Genomic DNA, 23,671 nt, shown 5'->3' with positions numbered 1-23,671 from the left:
CCGGGGGACGCGCCGCCCCCCCCCCCCCCCGGGCCCCTCTCGCGCACGCACGTCGGCGTGCGGCGTTCCTCCGCGTCAGCCCATCAAGGCGTCAGCCCATGAACTTCTTGAACTCGTCGGGGAGCTCGAAGTCCTGCGGACCCTGCCCGGCGCCCGGCAGACCGAACGCGCCGCCCGCCTGGGCCTGCTCGCGGCGGGCCGCGGCGGCCTGCTCCTCGGCCTTGCGCTTCATCGGGTTGCCGCTCTTGCGCTTGCCCTTGGCCTGCTTGATCTGCTTCTTCTGCCGGCCGGGGCCGCCGCCCATGCCGGGGATCCCCGGCATGCCGGGCATGCCGCCGCCCTGCGCCATGCGGGACATCATCTTGCGGGCCTCGAAGAACCGCTCGACCAGTCCCTTGACCGCGCTGACCTCGACGCCCGAGCCCTTGGCGATACGGGCCCGGCGCGAGCCGTTGATGATCGTCGGGTCCTGGCGCTCACCCGGGGTCATCGACTTGATGATGGCGGCCGTGCGGTCGACGTCACGCTCGTCGATGTTGTTGATCTGCTCCTTCATCTGCGCCATACCGGGCAGCATGCCGAGCAGCTTGGAGATGGAGCCCATCTTGCGGACCTGCTCCATCTGGGCGAGGAAGTCGTCGAGCGTGAACTCCTCGCCCTTCTTGGACGCCAGCTTGGAGGCCATCTTGGCGGCCTCTTCCTGGCTGAAGGTCTGCTCTGCCTTCTCGATGAGCGAGAGCATGTCGCCCATGCCGAGGATGCGGGACGCCATGCGGTCCGGGTGGAACGCGTCGAACTCGTCCAGCTTCTCGCCGTTGGAGGCGAACATGATCTGCTTGCCGGTGACGTGCGCGATGGAGAGCGCGGCGCCACCGCGGGCGTCGCCGTCAAGCTTGGACAGCACGACGCCGTCGAAGCCGACGCCGTCGCGGAACGCCTCGGCGGTGTTGACCGCGTCCTGACCGATCATGGCGTCGACGACGAAGAGGACCTCGTCGGGGCTGACGGCGTCACGGATGTCGGCGGCCTGCTGCATCATCTCGGCGTCGATGCCGAGACGGCCGGCGGTGTCGACGATGACGATGTCGTACTGCTTGCCGCGCGCGTACTCGATCGAGTCCTTCGCGACCTGGACCGGGTCGCCGACGCCGTTGCCCGGCTGCGGGCCGTAGAAGGCCACGCCCGCGCGCTCGGCGACGACGCCGAGCTGGGTGACGGCGTTGGGGCGCTGGAGGTCACAGGCGACGAGCAGTGGGGAGTGACCCTGGCCCTTCAGCCAGAGACCCAGCTTGCCGGCGAGGGTGGTCTTGCCCGCGCCCTGGAGGCCGGCGAGCATGATCACGGTGGGCGCGGTCTTGGCGAACCGCAGGCGCCGGGTCTCGCCGCCGAGGATGCCGATGAGCTCCTCGTTGACGATCTTGATGACCTGCTGGGCCGGGTTCAGCGCCTGGGAGACCTCGGCGCCGGTCGCCCGCTCCTTGACCTGCTTGATGAACGACCGGACGACGGGAAGGGCGACGTCCGCCTCGAGGAGGGCGATACGGATCTCGCGCGCGGTGGCGTCGATGTCCGCCTCGGACAGGCGCCCCTTGCCGCGGAGGTTCTTGAATGTCGCTGCAAGGCGGTCGGAGAGGGTATCGAACACGGCGGTCGCGGATCCTCGGGTCTCGGGGACGGGTGGACGGATTGCCCTCCAGGGTATCGGGTACGGCGCGCGGCCCGGGCGGCGATTCCCCGGAGCCCGCCCGGACCGCTCACCGCAGCGCGTTCTCCAGGGTCCGGGCGAGGTCCGCGGCCTCCTCGTCGGGGAGGAGGGAGCCGTCCGGCCGGGTCACGTACAGGGTGTCCACCGCGTTGGCCCCGAGGGTCGAGACGTGCGCGCTCCTGACCCGTACCGCCGCGCCCTCCAGGGCGCGGCCGATGCGGTGGAGGAGGCCCGGGGCGTCCTGGGCGCGGACCTCGATGACGGTGGCGAGGCGGGAGTCGGCGGCGGCGACGGTGACGCGGGGCGGCGGGGCGGTCACCCCGCGCCGCCGGGGGTAGGCGGCCTCGCGCTCGGCCAGCCGGGCGGGGATGTCGAGGGACCCGTCGAGCGCCCTGACCAGGTCGGCGCGCAGCCGGGCGGCCTGGGGCAGGGAGCCGTACTCGGCGGCCACCCGCCAGTTCAGGACGAGGACCGCGCCGGCGCCGGTGCCGAGTTCCGTCGGGAGTTCGACGGCGCGCAGATCGGCGGCGCGCACGGTGAGGCGGTGCAGGGCGAGGACCCCGGCCACGGCGGGCAGGACGCCGGACCGTTCCGGCAGGGCGATGAGGAGTTCGACGCCCACCGGCTCGGGCTCCTCCGAGTCCGCGGCCGAGACCGCCCCCGAGGCCGAGACCCCCGGCACCGAGCCTGAGGGAGAGCCGGAACCCGGCCCCGGCCCCGAGCCGGGGTGCGCGGATGTCGCGGGCTCGTCCGCGGCCGGCGCCTCGGGCTGGGTGCGCAGGGTGAGCACCGGCTCCCCCGTGCGCAGTGCCTCGATGGCGAGCCGTTCCTGTTCGGCGCTGGGCGCGGCCGCCTCGGGGTCGGCCGTCGGCTCTCCCGCGAGGACGGCGGCGACCCGTTTCACCAGGTCGGCGACGAGCGAGCCGCGCCAGGTGGACCAGGCGGCGGGGCCGGTGGCCAGCGCGTCGGCCTCGGTGAGGGCGTGCAGCAGCTCCAGGGTGCCGAGCGTGCCGACGGCCGTGGCCACCGAGGTGACGGTCGCGGGGTCGTCGAGGTCGCGCCGGGTCGCGGTCTCGACGAGCAGGAGGTGGTGGCGTACGGCGGTGGCGATGACGCCCACGTCGGCGCGGTCGAAGCCGATGCGGGTGGCGACGTCGCGGGCGATGGTCTCGCCGGCGACCGAGTGGTCCCCTGGCCAGCCCTTGCCGATGTCGTGGAGCAGTGCCGCGACGAGGAGGAGGTCGGGGCGGCCGACGCGCCGGGTCAGCGAGGACGCCCGGACGGCGGTCTCGACGAGGTGGCGGTCGACGGTCCAGGTGTGGACGGCGTTGCGCTGGGGGCGGCAGCGCACGCGTTCCCAGTCGGGCAGGAGGCGGGTGACGAGCCCTTCGGCCTCTAGTGCCTCCCAGACGGGGACGGTCGGCTCGCCGGCGCCGAGCAGGGTGACCAGTTCCTCGCGCGCCTCGGCGGGCCAGGGAACGGGCAGCGGCTTGGCGGTGGCGGCAAGGCGGCGTACGGCGTGCGGGGAGAGCGGGAGCCCGGACTGGGCGGCGGCGGCCGCGGCGCGCAGGGGCAGGACCGGGTCGCGGTCGGGTTTGGCGCCGCGGGCGAGGACGGCCTCGCCGTCCATCTCGACGACGCCCTCGGCCAGCGGGGTGCGTTCGACGGGCGGTTTTCCGCCGCCGGGGCGCCCGCCGAGGAGGGTGCGCAGCCGGGGGCGGGCGGAGCGGGCCTTCAGGACGCGGTTGACCTCGCGCCAGGTGATGTCGGTGGCGTACGAGATGATCCCGGCGGCTTCGTAGACCTCGCGGAGCAGGGTGTCGGCGTCCAGGAGGCCCAGTTCGCCGGCGACGGCGTCCTGTTCCTGGAGGGCGAGCCGGTCGGTGGCGCGGCCGGTCGTCAGGTGCAGCGCGTCGCGGGTGTCGAGGAGCCTGCGGCGGGCGCCGTCGAGGCCCTCGCGGGGTGCGTCGGCCAGCCAGGAGGCGGCGACGGCGCGCAGGACCTGGGCGTCGCGGAGCCCGCCCCTGGCCTCCTTCAGGTCGGGTTCGAGGAGGAACCGCAGCTCCCCCATGCGCTCGGCCCGCTCGCGGCACAGTTCGTCGAGCTCGGGGAGGCGCTTGGGTGCCTGGTTGCGCCAGTCGGCGAGGACGGTGGTGCGCAGGGCGGCGGTGAGGGCCTGGTCCCCGGCGACGGGCCGGGCGTCGAGGAGACCGAGCTGGACCTTGAGGTCGTCCCCGGCGGTCTTGCGGGCCTCGGCGGGGGTGCGGACGGAGTGGTCGAGGGCGAGGCCGAGGTCCCAGACCGGATACCAGATGCGGTCGGCGAGGGCGGCGACGGTGGCGGCGTCGGCGGAGCCGTCGTGCAGCAGGAGGAGGTCGAGGTCGCTGCGGGGGGAGAGCTCGCCGCGGCCGTAGCCGCCGACGGCGACGAGGGCCACCCCGCGTGGTGGCCGGGCGGCGGCGAACAGGCCGGCCAGCCAGTCGTCGGTGATCCGGGCGAGGGCGGAACGGCGCGGCGGCCCGGACCGCCCCTTCTCCTCGAGAAGGCGCAGTCGGGCCGCCGCGTAGCCGCTGGGTCCCGGTTCTTCCGCTCGTGTACTCACATCGACGGTCGTCACCCAGCAGCTCCCTATCCGTTGCCTACAGTGCGTCCGGACCGCGTTCGCCGGTGCGGACGCGTACGGCGGTGTCGACGGGCACGCTCCACACCTTGCCGTCTCCGATCTTGCCGGTTCGGGCGGCCTTGACCACGACGTCGATGAGCTGTTCGGCGTCCTCGTCCTCGACCAGGACCTCGATCCGGATCTTGGGGACGAGGTCGACGGTGTACTCGGCGCCGCGGTAGACCTCGGTGTGCCCGCGCTGGCGGCCGTAGCCGCTGGCCTCGGTGACCGTCAGGCCCTGGACCCCGAAGGCCTGGAGGGCTTCCTTGATCTCGTCGAGCCGGTGCGGCTTGACGACTGCGGTGATGAGCTTCATGCGTCCACCTTCTTGGGCTGCGTGGCGGCGGGGGCGGGGGCGGCGGCGGAGCGCGAGGAGGCGCCGCCACCGGCTCCGCTGAAGTCGTACGCGGTCTCGGCGTGCTCGACCTGGTCGATGCCGGAGACCTCGACGTCCTCACTGACCCGCATGCCCATCGTCTTGTCGATGATCAGCGCGAGGATCGCGGAGGCGATCAGAGAGTAGGCGAGGACGGCGACGACGCCGATGGCCTGCTTGCCGAGCTGCTCGAGGCCGCCGCCGTAGAAGAGGCCCTTGGCGTCGGACTGGACGCCGCCGGTGGCGAAGAAGCCGACGAGCAGGGAGCCGATGACGCCGCCGACGAGGTGGACACCGATGACGTCGAGGGAGTCGTCGTAGCCGAACTTGTACTTCAGGCCGACGGCCATGGCGCAGACGAGGCCGGCGATGACGCCGACGGCGATCGCGCCGAGGGGGCTGACGGCGCCGCCGGCCGGGGTGATGGCGACCAGTCCGGCGACCGCGCCGGAGGCGGCACCGAGGGTGGTGAAGGAGCCGTGGCGGATCTTCTCGTAGCCGAGCCAGGCGAGCATGGCGGCGGCGGTGGCGACCTGGGTGTTGACGAACATCACGGCGCCGACGCCGTCGTCGTTGCCGAGCCAGGAGCCGGCGTTGAAGCCGAACCAGCCGAACCACAGCAGACCGGCGCCGAGCATGACCAGCGGCAGGCTGTGCGGGCGCATCGGGTCCTTCTTGAAGCCGACGCGCTTGCCGATGACCAGGATGACGCCGAGTGCGGCGGCTCCGGCGTTGATGTGGACGGCGGTGCCGCCCGCGAAGTCGATGACGCCCATCTCGAAGAGCCAGCCGCCCGAGCCCCAGACCCAGTGGGCGACGGGGAAGTAGACGACGGTGACCCAGAGGGCGATGAAGAGGGCCCAGGCGGTGAACTTCACGCGGTCGGCGAGGGCGCCGCTGATCAGGGCGGGCGTGAGGATGGCGAACATCAGCTGGAAGACGGCGAAGACGTACACCGGGATGGTGTAGCCGTCCCACAGCTCGGTGACGCCGATGCCACTGAGGCCTACGTAGTCGGCGGACCAGCCGATGAGTGATCCGGAGTCGGTGCCGAAGGCGAGGCTGAAGCCGTAGAGCACCCAGAGGATCGTGACGATCCCGAGGCTGATGAAGCTCATCATCAGCATGTTGAGGGTGGACTTGACGCGGACCATGCCTCCGTAGAAGAAGGCGAGTGCCGGGGTCATCAGCATGACCAGGGCGGAGCAGATGAGCATGAACCCGGTGTTGGCGGCGGACAGCTCGGGGGCGTCTGCTGCCAGGGTCGTGATGGCTGGTGCCATCGGCGTCTCCTCGTCGTCGGTTCGGCCTGTGCGGGGGCGGGGCCGGAGAGCGGCTTGGCCGTGAGGGGTGGCCGGTTATGCGCCAGAGGTTGGCGCAGCGCCGTTTCCGTCGATGCCGCACGATGTTTCGGCGCAGTGACGAAGGGGTTGGGCGTGTTACGCGGCTGTGAACGGCCGGGTCACGAACGTGTAACGCGGGGGGCCTGGCGGGCGACGTGAACCGGCCGCGACAGCATCCGTGTGACCTTGCGGCGGGGGAGCCGAGTCGGGCGTTACGGGATGGCTGTCGCGGCCGGGGCGGTGGGGCCGTGCGGCGCCCGGGGGGCGCGCGGGGCGGGGGTGCGGGTGGGGTCAGACCGCCTCGGCGGTCTCGGGCAGCAGGGCGGTGAGCCGGTCCGTGAGCTGGACGACCTCGGCGACGTCCCCGAAGTCGCGGGCGGCCGTGTCGACGGTCTTGCGGAGCCGGGTGTTGACCCGCTCGGAGCGGACCTTCCTGGCGACCACGAGCGCGGTCTCGGCGAGGCGGGCGGACTGCTCGGGCTCGCGCTTGAGGAGGTGCACGGTGGCCATGCCGATGAGGTTGAGTGCGTACGACCGCTGGTGCTCGGGGTCCTTCTCGAAGAGCTGGACGGCACGCTCCATGACGGGCTCGGCGAGGGAGGCGTACGTCGGGGAGCGTCCGGCGACGTAGGCGAGGTCGCGGTAGGAGTGGGAGTTCTCGCCGTTCAGTTCGGCCTCGGAGAAGAAGCGGATCCAGTCGGGCTCGGGCTCGCCGTCCAGACCGACGTCGGCGAAGGTGTCCTCGGCCATGCGCACGGCCCGCTTGCACTTGCTGGGCTGGCCCATGTTGGCGTAGGCGCGGGCCTCCATCGCATACAGCATGGCCTGCGTGCGTGGGGTGGCGCAGTCGCGGCTGCCGTACTGGGCGAGGTGGATGAGTTCGAGGGCGTCGTCGGGCCGGCCGAGGTGGATCATCTGGCGGCTCATGGAGGAGAGGATGTACGAGCCGAGCGGCTTGTCGCCGGCCTCCTTGGCGGCGTGCAGGGCGAGGACGAAGTACTTCTGCGCGGTGGGCTGGAGGCCCACGTCGTAGCTCATCCATCCGGCGAGTTCGGCCAGTTCGGCGGCGCACTTGAAGAGGCGCCGGGCGGTGGCGGCGGGCTGGGGCTCCTGGAGCAGGTCGGTGACCTCGTGGAGCTGGCCGACGACCGCCTTGCGGCGCAGGCCGCCGCCGCACTGCGCGTCCCACTGGCGGAACATGGCCGTGGTGGACTCGAGGAGGTCCAGTTCGCCCGTGGAGAGCCGGTTGGGGCGGCGGGTGTCGAAGACGGGTTCCGGCCGGTCGGGTTCGACGGCGGGGGTGGGCACGAGCCAGCGCTGCATGGGCTCGATGAGGGCGGGGCCGGCGGATAGCGCCAGGGAGGTGCCGAGGAAGCCGCGGCGGGCGAGCATCAGGTCGCTGCGGGAGAACTCGCTGAGCAGGGCGACGGTCTGGGGGCCGGCCCAGGGCAGGTCGACGCCGGAGACGGACGGGGACTGGTGGGCGGTGCGCAGTCCGAGGTCCTCGATGGCGACGACGGAGCCGAAGCGCTCCGAGAAGAGCTCGGAGAGGATCCGCGGGATGGGTTCGCGGGGCTGCTCGCCGTCGAGCCAGCGCCGCACCCGTGAGGTGTCGGTGCTGATGTGGTGGGCGCCCATCTGCCGCGCCCTGCGGTTCACCTGGCGCGCGAGCTCGCCCTTCGACCAGCCGCTGCGCACGAACCACGAACCCAGCTGTTCGTTGGGGCGCTTGCCGGCAGTCGTACCGTCTGCGCCGTTGCCGCCCACTGGAACGCCCCCATCCACATCAATGACTTGTTGCGCGAACCCTTACCAGAATGCCGCCGGTCGATGCTCCCGTCCGGGACTTGCACCCCTTCGAACTGGAAACCGAGTTGCCTCCGGCATACCCATGTGCGCAAGGAACTTCTGGGCTCGTGCACCGAAAGTAATCCTACGATCACCCGTCCGGCGAGGGCGATTCAAGAAACGCCACCATTCGCCACCCCTTCGAATGAACTCCCCCGCCGCCGAACACGATTCACTTGACATGCGACGAACCAGGGTCGGCGGAGTGAAGCGCGAGGAGGCGTGCGCGGCGGTCCGCACCACGTCACGCACCACCGTGCGCCACCCGGTGACGACGGAGCGTGACGGCGGGGCTCCGGGTCGTAACCACCGGCGCGTCCGACCCGTTGGAGGGGGCATGGGCTTCACGATCGGCGGCATGCGTGAGATGCGGTCCGGCTCACGCCGCCGCTTCCGCACCAGCGAGTGCACGGCGGTGGCCGAGTACACGGGACTGTGGGGCTGGGACGTGGTCCCCGGCGCCCGGGCGGTCTCCGGCCAGTGCTCCTGCGGGGAACGGTCCTGCGCGGCGCCGGGAGCGCATCCGCTCCCCTTCGCCGAGGCGGTCCCGGCGGGGGCGGGCCTGGAGGACGCGACCAAGGCGTGGTCCCGCTACCCGGGCGCGGCGCTGCTGCTCCCGGTGGGCCGGTCGTTCGACGTGATCGAGGTGGCGGAGTCGGCCGGCCGGCGGGCGCTGGTCCGGCTGGAGCGCATGGGGCTGCCGCTGGGCCCGGTGTGCGCGACGCCGACGGGTCGGGCGCAGTTCTTCGTGGCGCCCGGCGCGGCCGCGGAGCTGCCGGGGCTGCTGTACCGGATGGGCTGGGACGACGCCGATCTGGACCTGCACGGCGTGGGGGCCGGGGCGCACCTCACCGCCCCGCCGTCGGACCTCGGAGGGCTGGGGCCGGTCCGCTGGCTGCGGCCGCCGACGCTGGACACGGCGGGGGCTCCACCGCAGGCGCGGCTGCTGCTCGGGACCCTGGCGTACATCTGCCACCGCACGCACTTCTAGGGAGTGTCCGGACAGTGCCGGCGGCCGCCCGAAGCGATCCGGGCGAGACGTGACGGACACGGCCGAGGGCGGGTTTCGAAAGTCCCGTCCGGCCGGTGCCGCGAGGACGCGGGCGGCCCGGGCCCCCGACCCGCTCGCCCCGAAAACGACGCCGGGCCCGCCCTCGGAGGGCGGGCCCGGCGTCGACACGAGTGGTCCTAGGCGCCGTCGCCGATCAGCGCGTCGACGAACGCGCCGGGCTCGAAGGGCGCCAGGTCGTCCGGGCCCTCGCCCAGGCCGACCAGCTTGACCGGGACGCCCAGCTCGCGCTGGACGGCGACGACGATGCCGCCCTTGGCCGTGCCGTCGAGCTTCGTGAGCACGATGCCCGTGATGTCGACGACCTCGGCGAACACCCGCGCCTGCACGAGACCGTTCTGGCCGGTGGTGGCGTCCAGGACGAGGAGCACCTCGTCGAGCGGGCCGTGCTTCTCCACGACGCGCTTCACCTTGCCCAGCTCGTCCATGAGGCCGGTCTTGGTGTGCAGCCGGCCCGCGGTGTCGATGAGGACGACGTCGGCGCCCTCCGCGATGCCCTCCTTGACAGCGTCGAAGGCGATCGACGCCGGGTCGCCGCCCTCGGGGCCGCGCACGGTGCGGGCGCCGACGCGCTCGCCCCAGGTCTGGAGCTGGTCGGCGGCGGCGGCCCGGAAGGTGTCGGCGGCGCCGAGGACGACCGTGCGGCCGTCGGCGACCAGGACGCGGGCGAGCTTGCCGGTGGTGGTGGTCTTGCCGGTGCCGTTGACGCCGACGACCATGACGACGCCGGGGGTGCCCGGGGCGCTCTCGGTCTTCACCGACCGGTCGAAGTCGCCGAGCAGGGCGACCAGCTCCTCGCGGAGCAGGGCGCGCAGCTCGTCGGGGGTACGCGTGCCGAGCACCCGGACGCGCTCGCGGAGACGCTCGACGAGCTCCTGGGTGGGGGCGACGCCGACGTCGGCGACGAGGAGGGTCTCCTCGATCTCCTCCCAGGTCTCCTCGTCCAGGTGCTCGCGGGACAGCAGCGTGAGCAGCCCCTTGCCCAGGGAGTTCTGGGACCGGGCGAGCTTGGCCCGGAGGCGTACGAGACGGCCCGCGGTCGGCTCGGGCACCTCGATCGCGGGGGCGGGGGGCGCCTCGGCGACGACGGGGTCCTCGAGGGCGGCCGGCGTCTCGACGGCCTCCTCGGCGGTCGGGAGGCCGACCTCCTCGATCGTGCGGCGTGGTTCTTCCCGCGGTGTCTCCGCCTCGTCACCGACATGCGGTTCGGCGGGCGGAGCGGTGATGGTCGGCGTGGTGGTCGGAGGCTCGGCCGGCGGCAGCTGCTTCTTCTTGCGGCCGCTGACGACGAGCCCGCTGGTCACGACGACCGCGACGACGAGAGCGATGACTACAGCAAGGATGAGTTCCATAACCCGTCCAGTATCGGCCACGACCCGGCCGTTGGAGGAGCACGTACGCTGGGTGCGTCCCCCCGCATCTGTACGGAGTACCCCCATGCCCCACGCCTCCGAAGCCGAAGGCGCGACGAACGACGGCACCCTGGAGACACGGGGGCTCGAGCCCGTCCCCGACGCGGAGCGCACGGGTCATGTGCGCCAGCTGTTCCCGACCTGGGTCGCGGCCAACATCAGTGTGCTTCTTCTCACGATGGGTGCGGGCCTGATCGTGTTCAACGGCCTGAACTTCTGGCAGGTCCTGGTCGTGGCGATCGCGGCGCCGGTGCTGTCGTACGGGATCGTCGGCCTGATCTCGATCGCCGGGAAGCGCGGGGGCTCGCCGGGCATGGCCCTCTCCCGGGCGGTGTTCGGACAGCGGGGGAACCTCTTCCCCGGTTCGCTGATCTGGGTGGCGCGCTGGGGCTGGGAGACCATCAACGCGGTGACCGGCGCCTATGCCGTGCTGACCGTGCTCGATCTGCTCTTCGGCGTCGAGTCGAACACGTGGCTGATCGTCGTCACGCTGCTGCTCTTCGTCGCCTGCACGTTCCTGGTCTCCGGGCTCGGCATCAACGCCCTGCGGGTGTGCAGCACGTGGTCCACGTACCTCTTCGGCGCGTTCTCGGTGCTCGTGCTGGTTCATCTGGTCGCCGGCACCGACTGGTCGGCCGTCTTCGCCAAGCCGGCCGGTTCGACGGCGATGATGGTCGCGGGCATCGGCACCATCGCGGCCGGCGGCATCAGCTGGGTCCCCTCCGGACCGGACTTCACCCGCTACCTCCCCCGGACGGCCTCCGCGAGGACCGTGGTCGGGTCCACCGTCGGCGGCGCCGGGATCGTCGTGCTCCCGATGGTCCTGATGGGCGCGGTGATGGCGGTGGCCACACCGGGTCTGGCCTCCGCGCAGGACCCGGTGTCGTTCATCGGCGAGCTGCTGCCGGCCTGGATCTCCGTGCCGTACCTGCTCATCGCGCTGGTCGGGATGCTGCTGATCAACTCCATGTCGATGTACTCGGCCGGGTTCACCGCGCAGACGCTCGGCATCAAGGTGTCGCGCGCCGCGGCGGTCAGCGTGAACGCCGTGATCAGCCTGGTCTTCGGTGTCCTGCTGATGGCGGTGGCGACGAGCTTCATCGGTTCGTTCATCTCGTTCCTGACGCTGCTCGCGGTGGCGTTCTCCGCCTGGATCGGCGTCTTCGGTGTCGACATGCTGCGCCGCCGGTCGTACGACGGGGCGGCGCTGATGGACACCACGCGGACGAGCGCGTACTGGTACCGGGGCGGTTTCGCCTGGTCGGCGATGACGGCGTGGGCGGTGGCACTGGTCACCGGCCTGCTGTTCACCAGGGTCGACTGGTTCGCCGGTCCGCTGGCGTCCTCCTGGATCGGCGAGAACGGGCTCGGCTGGGCGGCGACGATCGTGGTGGCCGGTGTGCTGTACGCGGTGCTGCCGCGGACCCCGGTGCGAGAGCCGGAGCCGGCCGAGGCGGTCGAGGACCGCGCGAGCGTTCCCATCTGACGTTACGTCAGTTACCGTCCCCCTTCGTCGGCTTCCACGCTGGCCCGCCCGCTCGCGGAGGGGGACTTCCCATGCCCTTCACAGTCGTACGCTTCAACCTCGTCGATCCCCGCGCGACCCCCGAGTCCCTGTCGGAGCGCTATCGCGCGACCCTCGCCATGGCCGCCTACGCCGACGGACGGGGGGTCGACACGATCCAGACCGAGGAGCACCACGGAGCGGCGAACAACTGGCTGCCGTCGCCGTTCGCCTTCGCCGGCGCCGTGTTCGGCGCGACGAAGAGGATCGCGGTGACCGTCTCCGCCGCCATCGGCCCGCTGCACGACCCGTTGCGGCTGGCCGAGGAGATCGCGGTGCTCGACCTGCTGAGCGGGGGCCGCCTGGTGACGGTGGCGGGCATCGGCTACCGGCCGGAGGAGTACGAGGAGCGCGGGGTCGACTGGGGGCGGCGCGGCAAGCTCCAGGACCTGCTCCTGGAGACGCTGCTGCGGGCCTGGACCGGCGAGCCGTTCACGTACCAGGGCCGGACGGTACGGATCACCCCGCGGCCCTTCACCCAGCCGCATCCGCTCCTGCTGGTGGGCGGCTCCTCGAAGGCGGCGGCGCGGCGGGCGGCCCGGCTGGGGCTGCCGTTCTTCCCGAGCGCCCATCTGCCCGAGCTGGAGACGTACTACCGCGAACGGTGCGCGGAGTACGGCACCGAGGGCTGGACGATGATGCCGGCGAAGGAGACGCCGCTGCTGCACCTGTCGGAGGACCCGGACGGGTGCTGGGCGCGGTACGGGGAGCACTTCCTGCACGAGGCCCGGACCTACGCCTCCTGGCAGTCGAAGGACATCCGGTCGGCGGTGCGGTCGACGGCCTCGACGGTGGCGGAGCTGCGTGCGGAGGGGGTGTACCGGATCGTGACGCCGGACGAGTGCGTGGCGCTGGGCCTGGAGAGCCTGGTGCTGCATCCGCTGTGCGGCGGCATGCCGGTGGACGAGGCGTGGCGGAGCCTGCGGTTGTTCGGGGAGGACGTACTGCCCCGGCTCGGGGCATAGGGCCCTGAGCCGGGGCAGTGCGCGGATCGAGGAGAGGGGCAGCGGGGATTAGCCCATCTCCTCCAGCGCCTTGCCCTTCGTCTCCTTGACGTACCGCAGTACGAAGGGGATGGAGAGCACGGCGAAGACGGTGTAGATGATGTAGGTGCCGGAGAGGTTCCAGTCGGCGAGGGACGGGAAGCTCGCGGTGATGGCCCAGTTGGCGATCCACTGCGCGGAGGCGGCGACGCCGAGGGCGGCGGCGCGGATCCGGTTGGGGAACATCTCGCCGAGGAAGACCCAGACCACCACGCCCCAGGAGAGGGCGAAGAAGAGGACGAAGACGTGGGCGGCGACGAGGGCCACGACGCCCTGGGTCTCGGGCAGCTTGCCGTCGACGAGGTCGGCGGAGAAGGCCCATGCCTCGACGGCGAGGGCGACGGCCATGCCGACGGAGCCGACGAGGGCGAGCGGCTTGCGGCCCACGCGGTCGACCAGGACCATCGCGATCACGGTGCCGATGATGTTGATGATCGACGTGGTGAACGAGTAGAAGAACGAGCTGGAGGGGTCGATGCCGACCGACTGCCAGAGCGTCGCGGAGTAGTAGAAGGCGACGTTGATGCCGACGAGCTGCTGGAAGACCGAGAGGCCGATGCCGACCCACACGATCGGAAGCAGCTTGAAGCGGCGGCCGACGACCATGAGGTCCTTGAAGGTCGACTTGTGCTCGCGGCGCATGGCCCGGTCGATCTCGGCGACGCGGTGGTCGAGGTCGACACCGTGGCCCTCGACCTCGGCCAGGACCTCCTTGGCCTTGTCGACCTTGCCGACGGAGATCAGGAAGCGCGGGGACTCCGGGATGGCGAAGGAGAGCAGGCCGTAGAGGAGGGCGGGGACCACCATGACGCCGAGCATCCACTGCCAGGCTTCCAGGCCGCCGATCTCGCCGCGCTGGTCGCCGTCGGCGAGCTGCAGGATGCCGTAGTTGACCAGCTGGGAGATGGCGATGCCGATGACGATCGCCGCCTGCTGGAAGGAACCGAGGCGGCCGCGGTAGGCGGCGGGGGCGACCTCGGCGATGTAGGCCGGGCCGATCACGGAGGCCATGCCGATGGCGAAGCCGCCGATGATCCGCCAGAAGGCGAGGTCCCAGAGGGCGAAGGGCAGCGCCGAGCCGACGGCGCTGATGGTGAACAGCGCGGCGGCGATCTGCATGCAGCGGATCCGCCCGATCTTGTCCGCCATCCGGCCCGCGGTCGCCGCGCCGATGGCGCAGCCGATCAGGGCGATGGCGATGACCTGGGCGAGCGTGCCGGAGCCGATGTCGTAGCGGTCCCGGATGGCTTCGACGGCGCCGTTGATGACGGAGCTGTCGTAGCCGAAGAGGAAGCCGCCCATCGCGGCGGACGCCGTGATGAAGATGACGTGGCCGAGATGGTCCGGGTGGGCGGCTCGGCCTTCGGAAGGCGGCGGCGTGGGCGCCTGCGCGGTGCTGGTCACATGGACTCCTGGGGGCTCCGGCAGCGTCGCCGGGGCGTGGGGGGCGAGCCCTTCCAGTGGCGCACAACTTCACGCCGCCCACCACTTGAAGGTAAAAGTAACGTTGCAGAGACTATGCCTTCAAGTTTCGAAGTCAAGGCTTGCCCTCTTGTGAATTTTTGGCCGCAGCAAGTCGCCTCGCGTTCAAGTATTGAATGAGGCGGGCTACCGCAGCCTCTGGCTGATGACCTTCGATACCCCGTCGCCCTGCATGGAAACGCCGTACAGCGCGTCCGCGACCTCCATGGTCCGCTTCTGATGGGTGATCACGATCAGCTGCGAGGACTCCTGGAGCTCCCGCATGATCCGGATGAGCCGCTGGAGGTTGGTGTCGTCCAGGGCCGCCTCGACCTCGTCCATGACGTAGAACGGGCTGGGCCGTGCCTTGAAGATCGAGACGAGCATCGCCACGGCGGTCAGCGACCGCTCGCCGCCGGAGAGCAGGGAGAGCCGCTTGACCTTCTTGCCCGGCGGGCGGGCCTCGACGTCGACGCCGGTGGTCAGCATGTTGTCGGGGTCGGTCAGGACGAGGCGCCCCTCACCCCCCGGAAAGAGCCGCGAGAAGACGCCCTCGAACTCGCGGGCGGTGTCCCGGAACGCCTCGGTGAAGACCTGCTCGACCCGAACGTCGACCTCCTTCACCACCTGAAGGAGGTCGGCCCGGGTCTTCTTCAGGTCCTCGAGCTGCTCGGAGAGGAAGTTGTGGCGTTCCTCCAGCGCCGAGAACTCCTCCAGAGCGAGCGGATTCACCTTCCCGAGTTGCTGGTACGCCCGTTCGGCGGCCCTGAGCCGCTTCTCCTGCTCGGCGCGGTCGAAGGGCCGGGGCCGGTTGCGCGGGTGGTCCGGGTCCTCCGGCAGCGTCTCGCCCTCGGCGGGCGGTGACGGCGGTACGGGCAGATGGGGGCCGTACTCCGCGACCAGGCCGGCCGGCTCGACACCCAGCTCCTCCAGAGCCCTGGTCTCCAGCTGCTCGATCCGCAGCCGCTTCTCGGCGCCGAGGACCTCACCGCGGTGCACGGAGTCGGTGAGCTTGTCGAGTTCGGCCTTCAGCTCGCGGCCGCGGGCACGGGCGGCGGTCAGGCCCTGCTCACGGGCGCCCTTGGCGGCCTCGGCGAGGGCGCGCTCCTGCTCGGCGCGGACCAGGGAGACCTCGATGTGGGCCAGCAGCTGCCGGGCTCCGGCGGCGACGGCGGTGGCCACCTCCGCCTCGTGGCGCAGCCGGGCGCGACGCTGCTCCGCCCGGGCGCGGGCCTCCCGTTCCGCACGGGCGCCCCGGTCGAGCGCGTCGGCCCGCCCGGCGAGACCCCTGACCCGCTCCTCGTGGGTACGGAGCTGGAGCCGCGCCTCCATCTCCGTCTGGCGGGCGTTGGCCCCGTCGGCGGCGAGCCGGTCGCGCACGGAGGTGTCGGGCTCCTCCTCGGCCGGCGCCTCCTCGGCGACGAGCAGCCGCTCGGCCAGCTCCTCGGCCTCCTCCAGCGCCTTCTCCAGCGCCTCCTGGGCGCGGGCGGCGGCCGCGGCGGTCCGTTCGGCCTCCCCCGCCGCGCCCCGGGCCTGTCCCGCCAGACGGCCGAGCTGCTGGGCGACGGCGGACTTCTCGCGATCGGCGGCGCGGCGGCGTTCGGCCAGCTCCTCGACGAGCGCGGCCGCGGCCCGGCGCCGCTCGCCGGCCTCGCGCTGGACGGCGGTCAGCTCCTCGCAGCGCACGGCCAGCTCCGCCAGCTCGGCCGCGGCCTCGTCCACGGACGCCTGCACTTCGAGCAGGCTCGGCGCCCCGGCGGAGCCGCCCTGCGCGAAGTGCGCCCCGAGGAGGTCGCCTTCGGCGGTGACGGCGGTGAGGTGGGGGTGGGCGCGGACCAGGGCCTCCGCCTCCTCCAGGGTCCCGACCACGACGATCCCGTCGAGCAGGCGCCGTACCGCGCCCATGAGTTCCTCGGGGCCGCGTACGAGACCGGACGCCCGGACGGCGTCGGCGGGCACGGCTGCCCCGGCGGGCTCCCGCGCTCCCGTGAGCAGCAGCGCCGCACGGCCCGCGTCCTGCTTGCGCAGCAGGCGCAGCGCCTCGACGGCCGTGGAGGGCCCCGTGACGGCGACCGCGTCCGCCGCCGCGCCGAGGGCGGCGGCCAGCGGGACCTCGTACCCGGGGGTGACGGTGAGGAGTCCGGCGGCGGGCCCGAGCAGACCGGTGAGGCCGTCGCGGGCGGCGAGCAGCGCGCCCGTCCCGTCCTTGCGGCGCAGGCCGAGGGCGAGGGTCTCGTGGCGGGCGCGCGTCGCGGCGCGGGCCCGGTCGGCGGTGGCCGCGGCGTCCCGGGCCGCCGTCAGCGCGGCCTCGGCGTCGGCGAGGTCGCGGCGGGCGGCCTCGTACCGCTCCCCCAGCTCGGTGTCGTCGGCGTCGAGCCCGTCGACCTCGGCCTTCAGCTGCTCGTACTCCTCCTGGGCCAGGGCCGCCCGCTCCCCCGCCTCGTCACGGGCGGCGGCCAGCCGGTCGATCTCGTCCTGTGCGGAGGCGGCGCGCGAACGGGCCGCGTTGACCTGCCCGTGCAGCCGGGCGAGACCTTCGCGCCGGTCGGCGATGGCGCGGGCGACGTCCTTGAGCCGCCGCTCCTCGGCCGCCAGATCGCGCTCCAGTTCGGCGCGGTGGGCGACCGTGTCTTCCAGGGCGCGTTCGGCCGCTTCGAGGGCGGCCTCCAGCTCGGCCTCCTGCTCCCGGATGCGGGCCGCCTCACGCTCCATGTCCTCCGGGTCGCGTCCCCGGCGCTCCTCCGGCGGCTGGGCCGTGGCGCTCTTCACCCGCGCGTCGGCGAGCGAGATCGTGCCGCGCACCCGCTCGGCGAGCTGGGAGAGCGCGTACCAGGTCTCCTGGGCGCGCTGGAGCCGCGGGGCGAGCCGCCGCACCTCGTCCTCGAGGTCCGCCTCCGTGGCGAGCGCGGCCCGCAGCTCCGTCTCGGCGCTCTCCTTGCGGGCGAGCAGCGCGGCCTCGTCGGCGACCTCCGCCTTCAGCGCCTCGCGGAGCCGTACGAGATCGTCCGAGAGGAGCCGGAGCCGGGCGTCGCGGAGGTCCGCCTGGATGACGGCGGCGCGGCGGGCGACCGCCGCCTGCCTGCCGAGGGGCTTGAGCTGGCGCCGCAGTTCGTCGGTGAGGTCCTGCACGCGCGCGAGGTTGGCCTGCATCGCGTCCAGCTTCCGCAGCGCCTTCTCCTTGCGCTTGCGGTGCTTCAGGACGCCGGCGGCCTCCTCGATGAAGGCCCGGCGTCCCATCGGGTCGGCGTGCAGGACGGAGTCGAGCTGTCCCTGGCCGACGATGACGTGCATCTCGCGGCCGATGCCCGAGTCGTAGAGCAGGTCCTGGATGTCGAGCAGCCGGCAGGTGTCGCCGTTGATCTGGTATTCGCTGCTGCCGCCCCGGAACATGATCCGGGTGAGGGTGACCTCGGCGTAGTCGATGGGCAGCGCGCCGTCGGAGTTGTCGATCGTCAGGGAGACCTCGGCGCGGCCGAGCGGGGGGCGCCCCGTCGTGCCGGCGAAGATGACGTCCTCCATCTTGCCGCCGCGCAGCGACTTGGCGCCCTGCTCGCCCATGACCCAGGAGAGCGCGTCCACGACGTTGGACTTGCCGGAACCGTTGGGTCCCACGACACAGGTGATCCCCGGTTCGAACCGCAGCGTGGTGGCGGAGGCGAACGACTTGAAACCGCGGAGTGTCAGGGCCTTGAGATGCACGCCCCAGGACTCTACCTGTGCACACGCGTTTCACCTGGGAAGGTGGAGGGCACACCCTCCCTCAAGGAGTGGTGGGGAGGGCGGGCCATGGGGGGCGCAAGAAAGAAGGGACGCCGAAGCGTCCCTTGCATATCTAGCTGTGCTAGCGAGAGTGTTTCTCACCTCACCCTTGCGGGTTGTTGCATCAGGTGAGCGCAGGCTCCGCTTGGGGTACGTCGAGGTCGATGCCGTGAAGCAGCGAGTCTCCGTGCTGTGCGGCGGCGTTGAGCGCGTCGTTCTCGGACTGAATCCGTACAAGCTCGGACTCGAGGTCCTGGACGCGCTGCTGAAGCCGTCGCATCTCGGCGAGGAGTCGCGGGTCGGAGCCGCCGACGTAACCGAGAAGCGCCTTTGCCATGATGGATGGTCCTCCACACTGAGTGACCGACCGATTGCGGTGTGGGTCGTGAGGGATTCGCACCCGCGGTGCTCGGCAGTACTGCTTGTCGTGCCGTTCTCACTGCCAAACAGCTGAGGTGCGCGGGGCTTCCAGAATCTCACCAAAAAGTTTGACGGTCAACACGATCACGCCCCTCATCAAGGGGCAACCGGGGGGCAGCGGCCGCGAACCATGCGGCGGCGCCTCGCGACCCGGTGCCTCGGGGGCTGTCGAGATCATCCTTCCTCCACCGGCCGTCCAAGGCAAGACCTTCTCGGCAACGACCAGGTCATTTCCCCGTCACGGGCCGTTTCTCGAACGTCCGCCCGGGCGGCGTGCGGGCCGCCGGGCGGAGCGCCTCGGAGGCCGTCCTCAGCGGATGGCGAAGCCGTCGTACCCGCCGCGCGGGGTGTCCCAGATCTCAGTGACGCCGTCGACGCGCCCGGGTGTGTCGTCGGAGCGCAGCCAGTCCAGCAGGCGGTGGCAATTCTCACTCGGCCCTTCGGCCACGACCTGCACCCTGCCGTCGTCGAGATTGAGGGCGAAGCCGGCCAGGCCCCCGATCTCCAGAGCGTTTGCCCTGGTGAACCAGCGGAAGCCCACTCCCTGTACTCGGCCGCGCACCCAGGCGGTGAGCCGTACGTCTTCGTTCATGGCTGCACGCTAACGGGCCGATTGTCTCGGGAGCCCACCGCCCCCGCGCGTCATGGCGTACAGTCCCGACCGAACGAGCCTCACCCGTATGGGTGCGCTCCGTTCGACTGCTCCACAGAAGCAAAGATCAGCAAAGTTTCCAGCACAGGTCGTCAGGAAGGCAGAGCAGATGGGACGCCATCGTCGCTCCGGCGCCGTGCCCGCCGCAGAAGACTACGCGGCCGGTGCGGACCGTCGGCACCGGGGGGCCCGCCGCAAGGGGCGGAGCACGCCCGTACGCACCGGGCTGCTCGGCGTCTCCGCCGCGGTGGCGGTCGGCGCGGTCGCCGTCGCCTCGGGCCTCCTCCCGGGCGGGGAGACGTACACCGTCGGCAGCGTGGGCTCGGGCGAGACGCGCTCGGAGCCCCAGTCCCAGCAGGCGCCCCGGCTGACGACGCAGGGCGGCGCTTCGACTACCCCGTCCGACACCGCCTCCGCCCCCGGGACCACGCGCCCGGGTCAGGGCACCGCCTCCCGGACGGCCTCGCCGTCCGCGACGCCGTCGCCGACCCCGTCGAAGACGACCGCCTCCCCGAAGCCGGAGAAGCCCGCCGCTCCGCCGTCGACGACGGCGAAGCCCTCCAAGACGGCCGAGGCGCCGAGGACCGCGACCCCGCCCCGGCCGAAGCCGGCCCCGACGACCGAGAAGCCGGTCGCGCCGACCACGGCCCCGGCACCGGTGAGCCGTGAGGCGGCGGCGGAGGCCGAGGTCGTCCGCCTGGTCAACGAGGAGCGGGCCCAGGTGGGCTGCACCCCGGTGCGCTCGGACGCCGAGCTGGCGGCGCTGGCGGACTCCTTCAGCGAGGACATGGCCCGGCGCGGCTTCTTCGACCACACCGACCCGGACGGCGCCACGCCGTGGGAGCGCGCCGAGAAGGCGGGCATATCCGGCCTCGGCGGCGAGAACATCGCCCGCGGCCAGGCGGACGCCGCCGCCGTGATGGCGTCGTGGATGGCCAGCGACGGTCACCGCGCGAACATCCTGAACTGCGACTACCGGACGCTGGGGGTCGGAGTCCACTTCGCCGACGGCGGCCCGTGGTGGACGCAGGACTTCGGCGTCTGAGAACGCCGCCGGCCTCGGCCGTCAGTGGCAGTCGAAGCGCCAGTCCCACGGGAGGCCGGGGCACCGGCGGCAGTGGAAGACGTAGACGCCGCCGCAGTCGCCGAGCTGGATGTCGCCGGTGACGGTCAGCAGGTGTTCCATGCGGTGCCCGCTGTCGCAGTCCGGCCAGTCGGCGGACTGCGTCCAGGCGGGCCAGCCGCCGATCTTCGTCGCGATGTGGTGGGAGCCGGCCGGCCACAGCGAGCCGCCCGACTCCGACCGGAGACGCGGTTCCCAGCTCTCCCGCGTCTCCACGGGCAGATCCAGCCAACGCGGATAGTCCCGCGCGGCCCGGGGGGACAGGGTCGACGGCTGCGGCATGTTGTCCTCGTCGTACTCCCCCTCGCTCACCCCGGGTTGCTCGGCCAGCAGCGCTCCGGCCATGACCTCCGCCTCGGTGCGCCAGTACAGCCGGGGTGTCACCAGACCGTCGTGCCCGTCGTGGATCAGCGCGCACCACACCAGCTGGAGCAGATCCTTGCCCTCCGGGAACTCCCAGCCGGGGACGTCCCGGGCGAACAGCTGGAGGACCGGCACCATCGGCACCGCGCCCGGCACGATCGGGGTGCGGTTGCGCGGGTCGGACCCGTACGTCCAGTGGTCCGCCTCCGTGCAGTACGGCCACGGCTCGTCCGCGGGCCACAGCAGCCCGCCTCCCAGCGAGCTCTCCCGCACACCGGGCTCGCCGGGCTCCGGGTCGAGGAGGACGGCTTCCCTGGCGAGGCCGGCGCACTCCGGTATCAGGGTGCGCGGGTCCTGCGCGGGCGGCTCGGGTGTCGCTCCGGACATCGTGACTCCTCAGGCGGACGAAGATCGACCAGACGTTGCGGGCACGGTAGTACGCGGCACCGACAGCCCCGCACGGCGACGGCCGGGAGGGCACGGAACCGGGCCGGCGCGAGGCGGCACTTCCCGCCGGAGAGCGCTATCCCCTGGACAGCGCTGCGGAGTAGGGTGAAGGGCATGAGCGACGACCTGGTGTTCGACGTGTTCGCCCGGGCCTGCACCTCGCGCGAGACGCTCGAGCACGTGACCGGCCGGTGGGGCAGCCTGACCCTGGGCGCGTTGTACGAAGGCTCGTTCCGCTTCAACGAGCTGCGCCGCCGGGTCGACGGGGTGAGCGAGAAGATGCTGGCACAGACCCTGCACGCGCTGGAGCGCGACGGGCTCGTCCACCGCGAGGCCCGGCCGACGAATCCCCCTCGGGTGGACTACCGCCTGACACCGCTCGGCCAGGAGATCGCGGAGCGCCTGCGCGGCCTGATCGACCTGGTCGAGGGCCGCATGCCGCAGGTGCTCGCGGCGCGCGGGGAGTACGACACGCGGCGCGCGGCACCGGCCGGCCCGTGACCGCCGGCGGTTGTCAGAGGACGAGACGCGGCGGGCGCTGACAGCGCGGGCAGAAGTAGCTGGACCTGTTCATCCAGGGCCGGCGCCGCATCGGCGTTCCGCAGCGGCGGCACGGCTCGTCCTCGCGCCCGTACGCGTCCAGCGAGCGGTCGAAGTAGCCCGACTCGCCGTTGACGTTGACGTAGAGGCTGTCGAAGCTGGTCCCGCCGGCGGCGAGCGCCGCGTTCATCACGTCCCGCACATGACCGAGCAGCTCGGCGGAGCGGGGACGGGTCAGGGTGGCGGTCGGCCGCTCGTAGTGCAGCTTGGCGCGCCACAGCGCCTCGTCGGCGTAGATGTTGCCGACGCCGCTGATCAGCGACTGGTCGAGCAGCGCGCGCTTGATGGTCGTACGGCGCAGGCGCAGGGCGGTCTGGAAGGCCGCGTCGTCGAACGCCGGGTCCAGCGGGTCGCGCGCGATGAGGCCGATGACGTCGGGCAGACCGTCGGGGGTGTTGTCGTGGAGCGAGAGCCCGCCGAAGGTCCGCTGGTCGACGAAGCGCAGTTCGGTGCCGAGGTCGTCGGCGAACCGGACGCGGATCCGCAGGTGCTTCTCGTCGGGCGCGGTCTCGGGCTGGACGAGCAGCTGGCCGCTCATGCCGAGGTGCCCGAGGACGGAGGCGTCCGCGTCGGCGAGCGGGATCCAGAGGTACTTGCCGCGCCGCCGGGCGGTCCCGAACCGGTGGCCCTTGAGCCGCGCCGCGAAGTCGTCGCCGCCGGCCGTGTGCCGGCGCACGGCCCGGGGGTGCAGCACCTCGACCTCGTCCACGGTCCTCTCGGCGACCCACCGTTCGAGCCCGCGCCGTACGACCTCGACCTCGGGCAGCTCGGGCACGCGACTTCCTCCGGAGGGGGTACGGGAACGACGTACGCAGCCTACCGCCCGGGCGTTCGCCCCCCGGGCGAGGGCCGAGGGGCCGGGGCGACGGCCAGCGGCGAGGGTCCGAAGTCGTCGGTCGGGGAGCCTGGTTCGAAGCGCCCGGTCCCGAGCGCCGGGCATGGGGAACGACCCCGCCCGGGGCCCTCGTCAGGGCCCCGGGCGGGGTCGATCAGGAAGGGATGGCCTCAGGCGGAAGCCTGATCGGCGGGCGAAGAGACGTCGGCGATCTCTTCCGTGCCCGACTCGGCCGCGGCCTTCGCCGCCGCCACGCGCTCGTCCGCGGCCGTGCGGATCGCACGCCACGCGGATTCCGCGGCCTGCTGCTCCGCTTCCTTCTTGCTGCGGCCGGTGCCGGTGCCGTACGAGACACCACCGACGCGGGCGGCAGCAGTGAAGACCTTCTCGTGGTCCGGGCCCGTCTCGGAGACGAGGTACTCCGGGACACCCAGGCCCTCGGCCGCGGTCAGTTCCTGGAGGCTGGTCTTCCAGTCCAGTCCTGCACCGAGGTTCGAGGACTTCTCGATCAGCGGGTCGAAGAGCCGGTGCACCAGCTCGGACGCCGCGTCGAGACCCTGGTCGAGATAGACAGCGCCGATCACCGCTTCAAGGGTGTCGGCGAGGATGGACGCCTTGTCCCGGCCGCCCGTGCCCTCTTCGCCCCGGCCGAGCCGGATGAAGGAGCCGAGTTCGAGGCCGCGGCCCACCTCCGCCAGCGCACGCGAGTTGACCACCGCGGCCCGCAGCTTGGCCAGCTGGCCTTCGGGCAGGTCGGGGTGGGTGCGGTACAGCGTGTCCGTGACCACCAGGCCGAGCACGGAGTCCCCGAGGAACTCCAGACGCTCGTTGGTGGGCAGACCGCCGTTCTCGTACGCGTACGAGCGATGGGTCAGCGCACGCACCAGAAGGGCGGACTCGAGCTGATACCCGAGCCGCCCTTCCAGAAGCGTGTGGGACGAGGCATTGTCCGTTTTGTTGTCCGACTTGTGGGACTCAGACATTGCGCC

General features: G+C 72.2%; 18 protein-coding genes. 5 read left to right on the top strand and 13 right to left on the bottom strand.

The genetic code is table 11. The features are described 5' to 3' along the window. Positions 1 to 91 precede the first annotated feature (91 nt). From ffh to nsdA, 5 genes are all read right to left on the bottom strand, one after another. Entirely contained in the window at positions 92 to 1,645 is a 1,554-nt protein-coding gene (ffh, locus tag ACZ68P_RS06845) for a signal recognition particle protein (protein WP_365720667.1), read from the bottom strand. A gap of 109 nt (positions 1,646 to 1,754) precedes the next feature. Beyond that, positions 1,755 to 4,322, bottom strand: coding sequence for a [protein-PII] uridylyltransferase (locus ACZ68P_RS06840; RefSeq protein WP_471003596.1), 2,568 nt, complete (start codon positions 4,320 to 4,322; stop codon positions 1,755 to 1,757). A gap of 22 nt (positions 4,323 to 4,344) precedes the next feature. Further along, positions 4,345 to 4,683 (bottom strand): P-II family nitrogen regulator, encoded by a 339-nt coding sequence (locus ACZ68P_RS06835; RefSeq protein WP_365720671.1) that lies wholly within the window; start codon positions 4,681 to 4,683, stop codon positions 4,345 to 4,347. After that, positions 4,680 to 6,026, bottom strand: coding sequence for an ammonium transporter (locus tag ACZ68P_RS06830; RefSeq protein WP_365720673.1), 1,347 nt, complete (start codon positions 6,024 to 6,026; stop codon positions 4,680 to 4,682). The genes ACZ68P_RS06835 and ACZ68P_RS06830 overlap by 4 nt, the downstream gene beginning before the upstream one ends. Positions 6,027 to 6,377: 351 nt before the next feature. Beyond that, complete coding sequence (gene nsdA, locus ACZ68P_RS06825) at positions 6,378 to 7,853, bottom strand: transcriptional repressor NsdA (protein WP_471003592.1); 1,476 nt, start codon at positions 7,851 to 7,853, stop codon at positions 6,378 to 6,380. A 418-nt stretch (positions 7,854 to 8,271) separates the two neighbouring features. On the opposite strand from nsdA, the gene ACZ68P_RS06820 reads away from it, so the two are divergent. Next, entirely contained in the window at positions 8,272 to 8,925 is a 654-nt protein-coding gene (locus ACZ68P_RS06820; protein WP_471003589.1) for a bifunctional DNA primase/polymerase, read from the top strand. Positions 8,926 to 9,122: 197 nt separating this feature from the next. Here the strand turns inward: ACZ68P_RS06820 and ftsY are convergent, their stop codons facing one another. Then, the gene (gene ftsY, locus ACZ68P_RS06815; RefSeq protein WP_471003586.1) at positions 9,123 to 10,355 is read right to left on the bottom strand and encodes a signal recognition particle-docking protein FtsY; all 1,233 of its coding nucleotides are present in this window, start codon (positions 10,353 to 10,355) and stop codon (positions 9,123 to 9,125) included. Between the two features lie 85 nt (positions 10,356 to 10,440). Here ftsY and ACZ68P_RS06810 point away from each other — a divergent pair, with 85 nt between their 5' ends. Both ACZ68P_RS06810 and ACZ68P_RS06805 read left to right on the top strand, forming a co-directional pair. Then, on the top strand, positions 10,441 to 11,901 hold the full coding sequence (locus ACZ68P_RS06810; RefSeq protein ID WP_471003583.1) for a cytosine permease: 1,461 nt from the start codon (positions 10,441 to 10,443) through the stop codon (positions 11,899 to 11,901). 71 nt (positions 11,902 to 11,972) lie between these two features. Further along, positions 11,973 to 12,944, top strand: coding sequence for an LLM class flavin-dependent oxidoreductase (locus ACZ68P_RS06805; protein WP_471003580.1), 972 nt, complete (start codon positions 11,973 to 11,975; stop codon positions 12,942 to 12,944). 48 nt (positions 12,945 to 12,992) lie between these two features. Here the strand turns inward: ACZ68P_RS06805 and ACZ68P_RS06800 are convergent, their stop codons facing one another. The 4 genes from ACZ68P_RS06800 to ACZ68P_RS06785 form a co-directional block, all read right to left on the bottom strand. Then, the gene (locus ACZ68P_RS06800) at positions 12,993 to 14,426 is read right to left on the bottom strand and encodes a sugar porter family MFS transporter (RefSeq protein ID WP_471003578.1); all 1,434 of its coding nucleotides are present in this window, start codon (positions 14,424 to 14,426) and stop codon (positions 12,993 to 12,995) included. A 204-nt stretch (positions 14,427 to 14,630) separates the two neighbouring features. After that, complete coding sequence (smc, locus tag ACZ68P_RS06795) at positions 14,631 to 18,182, bottom strand: chromosome segregation protein SMC (protein ID WP_471003575.1); 3,552 nt, start codon at positions 18,180 to 18,182, stop codon at positions 14,631 to 14,633. 184 nt (positions 18,183 to 18,366) lie between these two features. Then, positions 18,367 to 18,579 (bottom strand): hypothetical protein, encoded by a 213-nt coding sequence (locus tag ACZ68P_RS06790; protein WP_365718432.1) that lies wholly within the window; start codon positions 18,577 to 18,579, stop codon positions 18,367 to 18,369. Between the two features lie 393 nt (positions 18,580 to 18,972). Continuing rightward, positions 18,973 to 19,254, bottom strand: coding sequence for an acylphosphatase (locus ACZ68P_RS06785; RefSeq protein WP_471003572.1), 282 nt, complete (start codon positions 19,252 to 19,254; stop codon positions 18,973 to 18,975). A 169-nt stretch (positions 19,255 to 19,423) separates the two neighbouring features. Between ACZ68P_RS06785 and ACZ68P_RS06780 the strand changes: the two genes are divergently transcribed. Continuing rightward, positions 19,424 to 20,359, top strand: a complete 936-nt coding sequence (locus tag ACZ68P_RS06780; RefSeq protein WP_471003570.1) for a CAP domain-containing protein — start codon at positions 19,424 to 19,426, stop codon at positions 20,357 to 20,359. A gap of 21 nt (positions 20,360 to 20,380) precedes the next feature. On the opposite strand, the gene ACZ68P_RS06775 is transcribed toward ACZ68P_RS06780, so the two are convergent. Continuing rightward, positions 20,381 to 21,187, bottom strand: coding sequence for a YwqG family protein (locus ACZ68P_RS06775; RefSeq protein WP_471003567.1), 807 nt, complete (start codon positions 21,185 to 21,187; stop codon positions 20,381 to 20,383). A gap of 174 nt (positions 21,188 to 21,361) precedes the next feature. On the opposite strand from ACZ68P_RS06775, the gene ACZ68P_RS06770 reads away from it, so the two are divergent. Continuing rightward, on the top strand, positions 21,362 to 21,748 hold the full coding sequence (locus ACZ68P_RS06770; protein WP_471003564.1) for a winged helix-turn-helix transcriptional regulator: 387 nt from the start codon (positions 21,362 to 21,364) through the stop codon (positions 21,746 to 21,748). A gap of 13 nt (positions 21,749 to 21,761) precedes the next feature. Here the strand turns inward: ACZ68P_RS06770 and mutM are convergent, their stop codons facing one another. Together mutM and rnc are read right to left on the bottom strand one after the other, a co-directional pair. After that, positions 21,762 to 22,622: a bifunctional DNA-formamidopyrimidine glycosylase/DNA-(apurinic or apyrimidinic site) lyase gene (gene mutM, locus ACZ68P_RS06765; RefSeq protein WP_471003561.1), complete on the bottom strand. Its 861-nt coding sequence runs from the start codon at positions 22,620 to 22,622 to the stop codon at positions 21,762 to 21,764. Positions 22,623 to 22,852: 230 nt separating this feature from the next. Next, positions 22,853 to 23,665: a ribonuclease III gene (rnc, locus tag ACZ68P_RS06760; RefSeq protein ID WP_471003558.1), complete on the bottom strand. Its 813-nt coding sequence runs from the start codon at positions 23,663 to 23,665 to the stop codon at positions 22,853 to 22,855. Positions 23,666 to 23,671 lie beyond the last annotated feature (6 nt).

This window comes from Streptomyces sp. NPDC036822 (genome assembly GCF_055609145.1).
Note: the sequence above shows the minus strand (reverse complement) of the source record. Positions and strands in the feature narration are given on the sequence as shown.